Source organism: Chryseobacterium balustinum (assembly GCF_900168205.1).
In the GTDB taxonomy this organism is placed as follows: domain Bacteria; phylum Bacteroidota; class Bacteroidia; order Flavobacteriales; family Weeksellaceae; genus Chryseobacterium; species Chryseobacterium balustinum.
Map to the genome: position 1 here is coordinate 72404 of NZ_FUZE01000011.1, position 11605 is coordinate 84008.

The 11605-nt window shown below is 35.0% G+C and carries 11 protein-coding genes; 6 read left to right on the top strand and 5 right to left on the bottom strand.

Annotation, left to right across the window (positions count from 1 at the left end):
* Positions 1-52: 52 nt before the first annotated feature.
* The 3 genes from trpD to B5X64_RS13495 form a co-directional block, all read right to left on the bottom strand.
* Positions 53-1042, bottom strand: a complete 990-nt coding sequence (trpD, locus tag B5X64_RS13485) for an anthranilate phosphoribosyltransferase (RefSeq protein WP_079465747.1) — start codon at positions 1040-1042, stop codon at positions 53-55.
* Between the two features lie 90 nt (positions 1043-1132).
* Complete coding sequence (locus B5X64_RS13490; RefSeq protein WP_079465799.1) at positions 1133-1720, bottom strand: anthranilate synthase component II; 588 nt, start codon at positions 1718-1720, stop codon at positions 1133-1135.
* Positions 1721-1966: 246 nt separating this feature from the next.
* The gene (locus tag B5X64_RS13495) at positions 1967-3385 is read right to left on the bottom strand and encodes an anthranilate synthase component I family protein (RefSeq protein ID WP_079465748.1); all 1419 of its coding nucleotides are present in this window, start codon (positions 3383-3385) and stop codon (positions 1967-1969) included.
* A gap of 326 nt (positions 3386-3711) precedes the next feature.
* Between B5X64_RS13495 and B5X64_RS13500 the strand changes: the two genes are divergently transcribed.
* The 6 genes from B5X64_RS13500 (at position 3712) to B5X64_RS13525 (ending at position 9133) form a co-directional block, all read left to right on the top strand.
* Positions 3712-3921, top strand: a complete 210-nt coding sequence (locus tag B5X64_RS13500; protein ID WP_079465749.1) for a hypothetical protein — start codon at positions 3712-3714, stop codon at positions 3919-3921.
* Positions 3921-4289 (top strand): c-type cytochrome, encoded by a 369-nt coding sequence (locus B5X64_RS13505; RefSeq protein ID WP_079465750.1) that lies wholly within the window; start codon positions 3921-3923, stop codon positions 4287-4289. Before B5X64_RS13500 ends, B5X64_RS13505 begins: the two co-directional genes overlap by 1 nt.
* Positions 4290-5216, top strand: a complete 927-nt coding sequence (gene rlmF / locus B5X64_RS13510) for a 23S rRNA (adenine(1618)-N(6))-methyltransferase RlmF (protein ID WP_079465751.1) — start codon at positions 4290-4292, stop codon at positions 5214-5216.
* 327 nt (positions 5217-5543) lie between these two features.
* A complete protein-coding gene (lysS, locus tag B5X64_RS13515) occupies positions 5544-7241 on the top strand; it encodes a lysine--tRNA ligase (RefSeq protein WP_079465752.1) in 1698 nt (565 codons plus the stop codon).
* Positions 7242-7355: 114 nt separating this feature from the next.
* The gene (locus B5X64_RS13520) at positions 7356-8174 is read left to right on the top strand and encodes an OmpA family protein (RefSeq protein ID WP_079465753.1); all 819 of its coding nucleotides are present in this window, start codon (positions 7356-7358) and stop codon (positions 8172-8174) included.
* 98 nt (positions 8175-8272) lie between these two features.
* A complete protein-coding gene (locus B5X64_RS13525; protein ID WP_079465754.1) occupies positions 8273-9133 on the top strand; it encodes a mechanosensitive ion channel family protein in 861 nt (286 codons plus the stop codon).
* 40 nt (positions 9134-9173) lie between these two features.
* Here B5X64_RS13525 and B5X64_RS13530 read toward each other — a convergent pair whose 3' ends face one another.
* On the bottom strand, positions 9174-10181 hold the full coding sequence (locus tag B5X64_RS13530; RefSeq protein ID WP_079465755.1) for a cytochrome d ubiquinol oxidase subunit II: 1008 nt from the start codon (positions 10179-10181) through the stop codon (positions 9174-9176).
* A complete protein-coding gene (locus B5X64_RS13535; RefSeq protein ID WP_079465756.1) occupies positions 10178-11521 on the bottom strand; it encodes a cytochrome ubiquinol oxidase subunit I in 1344 nt (447 codons plus the stop codon). The genes B5X64_RS13530 and B5X64_RS13535 overlap by 4 nt, the downstream gene beginning before the upstream one ends.
* Between the last annotated feature and the right edge of the window lie 84 nt (positions 11522-11605).

Sequence of the window (11605 nt, forward strand, 5' to 3'; positions counted from 1 at the left end):
GTTGATGGTTAATGGTTGTTAGTTGATGGACTTTTGTAGCATAAAAAAACTATCAACCATCAACTAATAACTGTAAACTATTCAAGGCTTTTCCTTCAAACAAACTTTCTTTTGCTAAAGTCAAGCAATCCTCATAAGTTCCAAATTTATTGGTGTGATGTAGGGCAACTGCCGCATTTGCTAAAACCACAGCGTTTTGCGAATCTGTACCTTTTCCATCTAATATATTTTTGAAAATTTGTGCAGTTTCTTCAATCGTTTCTCCTGCTTTTATATTTTCAGAATCAACCGATTTAAAACCTAAATCCTCTGCCGAATAAATATTTTCACCGCTTTTGGTGATAATCTTGCTGTCTTGAGTGAGGCTAATTTCATCGTATCCATCCATTCCGTGAACTAAAACAAATTCCTGATTTTCTTTTTGAAGCAAATATTGATAGAGTCTTGCAATCTCCAAATTATAAACTCCAATCACAGAAAACTGTGGTTTTGCCGGGTTTACTAACGGACCGAGTAAGTTGAAAAAAGTACGCAACCCTAAAGATTTTCGCAATGTACCTACAGACTGTAATGCCGGATGAAAATAAGGAGCGTGAAGAAAACAGATATTCGCTTTCTCTAAATCCTGATTAAGTTCGTCTGAAGTTTTTTTGAACCGATAACCTAAAGCTTCTAAAACATTGGATGAACCCGTAACAGTTGATGCACCGTAGTTTCCGTGTTTGGTCACTTTTTGTCCGGCTCCTGCAACAACAAAACTTGCCAGAGTAGAAATGTTGATGGTGTTTTTTCCGTCACCACCTGTTCCGACAATGTCAATGCTATCGTTAGTATTCAAATTAACCGGAACCGCCATTTGAAGAAGTGCTTCTCTAAAACCTTTCAGTTCATCTAAAGTAATATTCCGCATTAGAAAAATACTGATAAAGGAAGTGACTTCAGTAGCGTTAAATTTATTTTGAGCAATCTCAATCATAATAGCTTTTGCCTGCGATTTTGACAAAGTATGATGATTGAAAAGATATTCTAATATTTCTTTCATAATATGAATGAGTTGTTGGTTGATAGTGATTGGTTGTTAGTTTAAAAGTGTTTTTAGAATAATTTTCTATCAACTATCAACTAAAATCTATTAACCAATTAAAAAATTTCTAATAATGGTTTTTCCATCGGGTGTTAAAATACTTTCAGGATGGTATTGCACGCCGTGAACATCAAATGTTTTATGTTTCAAGCTCATAATCATTCCTTTGCTGTCTGTACTGGTAATTTCCAATTCGTCAGGGAAATTTTCAGGATTAACTGCCCAGCTGTGATATCGGCCAACTTCTAAAGTTGGAGGTAAATCATTGAAAATTTTATGCTTGCTGATTTGGATTGCTTCCGTTGCAACACCATGATAAATCTCTGTGAGATTGATTAAACTTCCGCCAAAAGCTTCCGCGATTGCCTGTTGACCAAGACAAACTCCTAAAATACTTTTTGTTGGTGCATATTTTTTGATTACATCTAATAAAATTCCTGCTTCTTCGGGAATTCCTGGTCCTGGAGAAAGAATGATTTTGTCATACTTCTCAATTTCTTCTAACGAAATCTCATCATTTCGGTAAACATCAACTTTTTGATTCAGAATTTGCTCAATCATTTGAACAAGGTTGTAGGTAAAGCTGTCGTAGTTATCAAATACGAGGACTTTGGTTGATGGGTTTATATTTGTCATTTTTTCTATATTTTTTAATTGGATTTTATCCAATTCTATGTTAAATCGTCCTTTCAGGACTCATTATTATCTGTTTTTGATATTTTTTCTCACCTCAATTTTCAAGTTATGGCAAAATTGCGACCCGGCTTGAGCGGAACTCCTTTTTGTTATTGCGATTGCTGAAAAATTCTAAAGATTGTTTCACTTTGTTCGCAATGACAAAAAGAGTGGGAGCGGAAGACGGAATTTGTCGCCATAAAGGTCTTAAACTAATCTCTCCGCTTTTTCAACCGCTTTTTTCAAAGCATTTAGTTTATTATTAACTTCTTCCAGTTCATTTTGAGGAATTGATTTTGCTACCAAACCTGCTCCTGCCTGATAAAATAATGTGTTGTTCTTGCTTAAAAATGTTCGAATCATAATGGCCTGATTACAGTCACCATTTAAGCCAATCATTCCGATGCAACCGCCGTAATAACCACGCGAATCTTTCTCGTATTCATTAATAAGCTGAAGGGCTTTGTATTTTGGCGCTCCGCTTAAAGTTCCCTGTGGGAAAGTATCAGAAACAATGTTAAAAGGGTTGGTGTTTCCTTCCAATTCAGAAGTAACTTCACTCACCATGTGAATAACATGAGAGAAAAGCTGAATTTCTTTCAATTTGGTTACAGTTACATTTTTTCCTTTTTTTCCTAAATCGTTTCGGGCTAAATCTACCAACATTGTATGTTCGGCATTTTCTTTAGGGTCTTTTTTTAAAGCTTCTGCAGATTGTAAATCGGTTTCAAAATCTCCGCTTCTTTTAAAAGTTCCTGCAATAGGATGGATGATGGCTTTATTGTTTTTAATAATTAATTGACTTTCAGGACTTGAGCCGAATAATTTGTAATTTCCGTAATCGAAAAAGAATAAATAAGGCGAAGGATTGATATTTCTCAAAGCACGATATACATTAAACTCGTCTCCTTTAAATTTCTGCTCAAATCTTCTGCTCAAAACCAATTGAAAAACATCACCTCTTTTGCAGTGTTTCTGAGCTTTATCTACGAGCTCCAAATATTCTTCATCAGTAAGATTTGAGGTTTCGGAACCGTCTTTTTCAAATGGATAAACAAGGGTATTTTTATTTTTAATTAAATCCTGTAACAACAGCATTTCAGATTTTACTCCGTCGATTTGATTTTCTATAAGATGCATTTCATCATTAAAATGATTAATTGCAATCACATATTGATACAGTCTGTAACGAAGAATCGGGATTTCAACTTCTTTGCTTTGAGGTTTAAAACTTATATTTTCAAAAAGTGGAACGGCTTCAAAACTTGTGTATCCAAAAAGACTTTGTGCAGTTTCTTCTATGTTGTCGTTTGTTTTTTCACAAACAAAAACTTTAGAAAAATCGTTTAGTAAATCGGTGACTTTAATGTTTTCCAGAGATTTTTTCTCCGGATTTTCATTGGGGAATTTCACTTCATATTCATGAAGATTTTTGATTTCAATTCCGGCAATCGCGTTTACAGCAATGAAAGAAAAGTTATTGTCGATATTTTTTGAATCTGAACTTTCAAGCAAAATCGTGTCGCGGAATTTATCTCTTATCTGAAGATAAATATTCATCGGGGTTTGCAGGTCGCCCAATGTTTTTTTTGAGGTGGTTTTTATATTGATTGTATTCTTAAACATTTTATATTTTTTTTAAGTAATGAACAAAAAAAAGACTTCAACGCAATCGTCAAAGTCTCTGTATATTTTTCTATAGAATTCTAGTTGTAATTTTAACAACACGACAATAGCATCAGACCCGACGAAGAGTTTGAGTGCCACCACCAATTTTTGTTGTTAGAAATAATCATGGGACAAATGTAGAAATTTTTTTATAATCAAAAACAAAAAATTAGATAAAATTTATTTTCAGTTTCTTGGAATCGGTTTAAATATGATTTAAAATAGCTTTAAATCTCGTATTTGAAACTTTATTTTTATATTTTTGTGACCAAATTAGAAAAACAATGAAAAAAGTATTGGCAATCGTATTCTTAGGAAGTTTAGTAGCAGTAAGCTGTTCAAAAAAAGCTGACAAATCTTTGCAAGACAGCAATATTATGTTAGAAGAGCCTGCAGCACCTACTGTTGTAGATTCTACAGCTAAGAAAACTGATTCTACACCGGCTCCGGCTGTAACACCTGCGCCTGCAACAGATTCTACAGCTGCAAAATAATGAAAAAACTGTTTTTGACAGGATTGATAAGCTTATTTATTGTTTCCTGTTCTAAAAAAGAAGATTCACAAGCTTTATCAACAGATTCTACAGATATTTCTACTCCTGTAAATAACAATGTTTCGGGAAAAGATTTAATTGAAGGTTCTGATTGTATGGCTTGTCATAATGCTGTGGAAAGAACGATAGGCCCATCTTATAAAGAAATTGCGGAGAAATATTCTGAAAAAGATATCGAAATCTTGGCTTCAAAAATTATTGAAGGCGGAAGCGGTGTTTGGGGAAGTGTACCTATGCAGCCACACCCGCAAGTTTCTAAAGATGATGCCAAAAAGATGGTAGAATATATTTTAAGTCAGAAAAAATAAATGACTGCCGAAAAATCAACTCTGCACCCAAGAAATCTGCACAGAAATTCTTATGATTTTGAACTGCTGATTTCTTGTGTGCCTGAATTGAAACATTATGTTTTTATCAATTCTTACGGTACTCCAACCATTAATTTCAGTATTCCAAAAGCCGTAAAACTGTTGAATAAAGCTTTATTACAGCATTTTTATGCAGTTAAAAATTGGGATATTCCTGACCAGAGTCTTTGTCCGCCAATTCCTGGACGTGCAGATTACATTCATTATCTCGCAGATTTATTGGTTGAAAATTCTAAAGAAACTCCAAAAGGTATTTCCGTAAAAGGTCTCGATATTGGAACCGGAGCCAATTTGGTATATCCTTTAATTGCGCATCAATCTTATGGTTGGCAAATGTTGGGAACCGATATCAATCTAAAATCTTTGGAAAATGCTCAGAAGATTTTAGATGAAAATCCTGATTTTTCATCCCATATTCAGTTGAAATTTCAACCGGATTCAAATTTTATATTCAAAAACATTCTTTCTCCAGAAAATAGATTCGCATTCTCCATGTGCAATCCGCCTTTCCATGATTCTGAAGAATCTGCGATGAAAGGAAATATCAGGAAGACAAAAACTCTTAAAAAATCAAAGACTCCAAAAACCAATCTCAATTTCGGAGGACAACAATCTGAGTTGTGGTGTGAAGGTGGTGAATTCGCTTTTATCTCAAAAATGATTGAAGAAAGTGCTTTATTCTCATCCCAAATTCTTTGGTTTACGTGCTTAGTTTCAAAACAAGAAAACCTTTCTAGGCTGACTTCACTTTTAAACAAAGTAAAAGCTGTTGAGGTGAAAACAATCGATATGGCGCAAGGTCAGAAAATCAGCAGAATCTTAGCGTGGACATTTATTCCAAAAGAAAAAAGGGAAAATTGGTTTTAAAATTTTAATTATTCGGGCAGCTATTTCCGCCTGTAGTTTATCCTGAGCTTGTCGAAGGGCTCCCAATCTTTTGTTCGTCGTTTCTCCTCACAAAAGGATTTCCGCTCAAGTCGGGCTGCATTTTGGCATAATAAAATAATTTTTCACAAGATTAGAAAGGTTTTTATTTTGTGAGCTTTAAAAGAGAAACAAGCTCAAATTCAATCCAATATAAAACTTTTGTAACTTTTGACAGTGCCGAATCTAAAGATTTGTGGTAAAATAAAATTCCAGTTTCATAAACGCTTAAAATTCACTATTTTTGCAATTCGAAAAAATTGAATTACAATGCAATTATCAGAACAGGAAATCATTAGAAGAGAAAAGCTGAATAAGCTTGTTGAAATGGGAATCAATGCATTCCCTGCAGAAGAATACAACGTTACAGATACTACAGAATCTATAAAACAGAATTTTTCTGAAAGTAAACAGGTGAAGATTGCGGGAAGATTGATGTCTCGTAGAATTCAGGGGAAGGCTTCTTTTGCTGAATTGCAAGATTCTACAGGGAAAATTCAGGTATATTTCAACAGAGACGAAATCTGTACAGGCGAAGATAAAACTTTATACAACGACGTTTACAAACACCTTTTAGACATCGGTGATATTATCGGTATCGAAGGAGAATTGTTCACAACTCAGGTTGGTGAAATGACGGTTTTGGTAAAAAACTTTACGTTACTTACCAAATCATTACGTCCGCTTCCGCAGGCAAAAACTGATGAAAATGGAGTAGTGCATGATGCATTCAACGACCCTGAAATGAGATACAGACAGCGTTATGTAGACTTAACGGTGAATCCACAAGTGAAAGAAATTTTCGTAAAGAGAACAAAATTGTTCAATGCGATGAGAACTTTCTTTAACGATTCAGGTTATTTTGAAGTTGAAACGCCAATCTTACAGTCAATTCCTGGTGGAGCTGCTGCAAGACCGTTTATTACACACCACAATGCTTTAGACATTCCTTTATATTTAAGAATTGCGAACGAATTATATCTGAAAAGATTAATCGTTGGTGGGTTTGACGGGGTTTATGAATTCTCAAAAAACTTCAGAAATGAAGGGATGGACAGAACCCACAACCCAGAATTTACCGCAATGGAAATTTATGTAGCCTATAAAGACTACAACTGGATGATGGATTTCACAGAGAAATTATTAGAATTCTGTGCAACTTCTGTAAACGGAAATTCAGAATCAACTTTCGGTGAACATACAATCAGCTGGAAAGCTCCTTATCCAAGGGTTTCTATGACGGAAGCGATTCAAAAATATACAGGTTTTGATATTACAGGAAAATCTGAACAGGAATTATTCGACTTTGCAAAATCTATCGGAATCGAAGTAAACGAAACGATGGGGAAAGGAAAATTGATTGACGAAATTTTTGGTGAAAAATGTGAAGGAAACTTCATTCAGCCGACTTTCATTACCGATTATCCAATCGAAATGTCGCCTTTAACTAAAAAGCACAGAAGCCAGGAAGGTCTTACTGAGCGTTTTGAATTGATGGTTTGTGGTAAAGAAATCGCAAATGCTTATTCAGAATTAAATGACCCTATTGACCAAAGAGAGCGTTTCGAAGAGCAATTAAAATTAGCTGAAAAAGGAGACGATGAAGCAACCGGATTTATCGACGAAGATTTCTTGAGAGCTTTAGAATATGGGATGCCACCAACTTCTGGTTTAGGAATCGGAATGGATAGATTGATTATGTTCTTAACCAACAATCCGTCAATTCAGGAAGTTTTATTCTTCCCGCAAATGAGACCGGAAAAATTGGTTCCTCAAATCGAATTGGGAGAAGATGAAGAGATTATTCTTGATATTTTAAAGTCTGGTGAGCAAATTGCTTTGGCTGAAGTGAAAACGATGAGTAAATTATCCGGTAAAAAATGGGATAAGGCTTCTAAAACTTTAACGAAAGGAAACTTGGTGAAAGTAGAGAAGATTGACGACGTTGTTTTGATGAAATTGGCTTAAGCTTAATTATCAAACAAAATTATTTTTAAATTCCTGAAATTATTTTCAGGAATTTTTTTGTTTATTACAAACGATAAGACGGTATTTTTCCGTTGTAAAGAAAACTCAAACCCGATGAAATACTTTGTTCTGTTCTTTTTAATTTCAACAGGATTGAATGCGCAAATGATGACCTCTGTTTATTTTGTACACAATTCTTACGAACTAAATCTTGAATCTAAACAAAAACTGGATAGTTTAGCACAATTGAAAACCAGCCTAAAATTCAAAATTTTTGGAAACTGCGATTCTTCCGGAACGAATGAATATAATAGTAAACTTTCGGAAAACCGTGCAAAAACCGTTCGTAATTATCTTCAGAATAAAATTTCAGAAAACATCCAATTAATCAATGTTGTTGGTTTGGGTGAGGAAAAACAAATCAATGACAACAGTACCGACGAACTGCGTGGAAAAAACCGCAGAGTCGATATCTTTATTGAAAAAGCTTTTGTTCCGGGAGAGAAAATTTCAAGAAATGCTTTGCCTAGTTTTTTAAGTACGGAAATTTCTCAGATGAAAGTAAAAGATACTTTTGCGCTTCCGAATGTCAATTTTGTTGGAGGTCGTCATGTTTGGCTTCCGAAAGGACAATCTGAAATCGTAAAACTTTTAAAAATTCTGAAAGAAAATCCTACATTAGAAATCGAATTGCAAGGACATATCTGTTGCGATTACGAAAATTTTGATGGTGAAGATTTAGATTTAAAAACATTCAATCTTTCTTTTACCAGAGCCAATGCAATCAAAGAATTTCTGTTGAAAAATGGAACAGATTCTAACAGAATTATTGCAAAAGGACTCGGTCATTTGAATCCTGTCGCATATCCCGAAGAAACAGAATTAGATAAGACTAAAAATCGAAGAGTAGAAGTGGTTTTACTGAAGAAATAAGGCTTTAAAATTTAAGATTGTTAAAAATTATTCAAACTCAAATATTTTTTATACATTTAAAATGGCTGAAATAGTCAATAAAAACACAATCTTAATCTATGTTTGATCTCAACAAAGCTATAGAGCTAATCGATGAAAAACTTGACCTTTGGTTCCGGGAAATTGCAAAAATTTTACCCAATCTGCTTTTGGCAGTACTTATTTTGATAATTGGGTTCTTCATTGCAAAATGGATCAGGAAAATAACGGTAAAAATTTTCGGTAAAATTTCCTCTAATCATACCATAACCAATCTTTTCAGTACATTTATTTATATCACTGTTCTCGGTATCGTGTTTTTTACGGCGCTGAGTATTTTAAAACTCGATAAGGCAGTGACCTCAATTCTTGCGGGTGCCGGAATTTTTGGGTTGGCTTTGGCTTTTGCATTTCAGGATATTGCAGCCAACTTTATTTCAGGAATTTTTATTTCGTTCCGTAAACCTCTGCATATCGGTGATATTGTTTCGGTTAAAAATTATATGGGAAAAGTAATGGAGGTGAACCTTCGTGATACCGTTATCAAAACTTTTCAGGGGAAAATGGTTATTATTCCGAATAAGGATGTCTTTCAGAATCCGGTAGAGAATTATTCACTCCTTGGCAAACGTCGTCTTGATCTGAAAGTGGGTGTCTCTTATGATGCAGACCTTGAAAAAGTGGCTCAGGTGGCTTTAGATGCTTTAAAAAATATTGAAGGTCTTGCTCCTGAAGAAGAAATTACCCTTTTTTATCAGGAGTTCGGTGATAGTTCGATCAACTTTACAGTCCGTTTGTGGTGCAAATCTACAGAGCAGATAGATTATCTGAAAATGGGACATGAGGCGATTATTTCCATAAAAAAGGCTTTTGATCAGCACAAAATAAGCATTCCGTTTCCTGTCAGAACGCTTGATGTAAACTGGCCGGAAAAACTGTAGTGATTTTCCTGGGTTTAAAATGATCAAAATTTAAAATCAATTATTTCTTTGATGCTTTTGAAAACGAAAACATCAGATAAAACAAAAAAGGAAGAATAAAAAGCGATCCCAAAACCAAAGCCCAGCCTAATGCTGTAATAGTCTTTGGAGCTGCAATATGCTTCAGTAAAGAAAGGTGCTGCCCGTTTCCTAATAAAATAATATCCGGATTGTGCTGATAAGTTGCAGCCACTAAAATCATAATGATCTGAAACCCAGCTAAAGCTCTTACCGGAAGCAGTTTTTTCTTATGCATCGCTCTTAAAATTAAACCTAAAGCAATGGTTGCAAAACTAATAGACATAACCCCAAGATATTTTGAGAAAATCCATTTTGTTAAAGGAATATCCGAAAGATAAGCTGCTAAAAACACCAATAATCCCGTAATAACTACAAAAATCATTGTTTGATGCGATTTGTGAATCATTAATTCTAATTCTAATCTATCGCTGGTTTCCCGTAAAGAAAAAATAGACGCTAAATAGGCACAAAGTGAAACGGTGAATAATCCCACTGCAACACCGAACCAATTAAGCCAGCTGAAAACATATAAATCTAAAAAGTTATTTGCATCAGGGTTTATCGATTGTGAAACGGTTGCAGCCGCTATTAAACCCAAGAAAAAAGGTGTTAACAAACTTGCATAATAGAAAATCTGCGTATAAATAATCTGCCATCGATCTTCTACCGCATCATAATGTCTAAACGTAAATGCTGTTCCTCTCGCAATAATCCCAACAAGCATCAATACCAAAGGAATATGGAGATAAGTAGAAAGGGTGGTATAGATTTCAGGAAATCCTACAAATAAAATAACAATGGCAATGATGAGCCACATGTGATTGGCTTCCCAAACAGGAGCAATCGACTCGTACATTATTTTTTCGGTGTACTTTCTGTTTTTCTTTTTGGTCATCAATTCTACGATTCCGGCTCCGAAATCTGCGCCACCCAAAATCACATAAAGACATACGGAGAGCCATAGAAAACCAATTACAACGTAGATCATGATTTTTTGTTTTTAGAATTAAACTGAGGGTCTGTAGGATCGTAAAGTTTGGGAACCATTTGTATCTGTCTTCTCAAAAGAAATATAATAATTAATGACAATGAAATAAAAATTGCTGTGAAAAAATAAAATGAATACTGAATTCCCGGCATTGGTGTAACTGCATCAACCGTTTTCATAATTCCGTAAATAATCCATGGTTGTCTGCCAACTTCTGTGACTGTCCAGCCTGCTTCCAAAGCAATATATCCGAAAGGTGTAGCAAAAAGAAATGTTTTTAACAGCCAGTTTTTTGTCAGCCAATCTTTTTTGAAAAAGAAAGCATAAAGATAAAGAGATCCAATGGAAATCATGACAACGCCAAAGAAAATCATAATCTGAAAAGCATAATGCACAACGGCAACAGGGGGCCATTCATCTCTTGGAAAATCATTCAATCCCTTTACTTCGGCATTAAAATCATTACTCACCAAAAAGCTTAAAACTTTTGGAATTTTTATAGCATATTTAATTTCCCCTTTTTCTTCATCGGGAATTCCACCCAATACAAAAGCTGCTCCTTTTTCAGTTTCAAAATGAGCTTCCATTGCCGCTAATTTTATAGGCTGTCTTTCTGCCACAGATTTTGCAGCAACATCACCACTCAAAGGAGTACCGAAAGCTCCAATCATTGCAAAAGCTGCAGCAATTCTAAATGCCTTAGTGTGAAATTCTACATTTTTCTTTCGCATAATTAAAAAAGCATGAACTCCCGCAACCGCAAATCCAGTCGCACAAAAAGCGGCAACCGTCATGTGTAATGCCTGTGGAAACCAAGCGTCATTAAACATTGCTTTTATAGGGTCTATATTGACGTATTGTCCATTGATATAGTCAAATCCGGTTGGTGAATTCATCCATGCATTTGCTGCAACCACTAAAATGCCTGAAGCTAAACCGCTTAAGCCAACTAAAAATCCGCAAAACCAGTGAAACCATTTATTAAATTTATCCCAACCATAAAGAAAAAATCCAATGGCAATCGCTTCAATAAAAAATGCTGTTCCTTCAAGAGAAAACGGCATTCCGAAAATAGGTCCGGCGTGTTTCATAAATCCCGGCCAGAGCAATCCGAGTTCAAACGAAAGCATTGTTCCGGAAACCGCCCCGGTTGCAAATAATATGGCAACGCCTTTGCTCCAGGCTTTGGTAAGACCTTTGTAAATTTCGTTTCCGGTTTTGAGGTATTTCCAATGGGCAAATGCCATCAAGAAAGGCATTACCATTCCGACGCAGGCGAAGATGATATGAAAACCTAAAGAAAGCGCCATTTGGGCGCGTGCAGCAATAAAGTCATCCATAAAATTTAATTTTTCAGTTTAAAGTTAAGGATAAATTGCTGAGATTAAATATGATTTAAAACATTCCAGTCAATTCAAATTTGG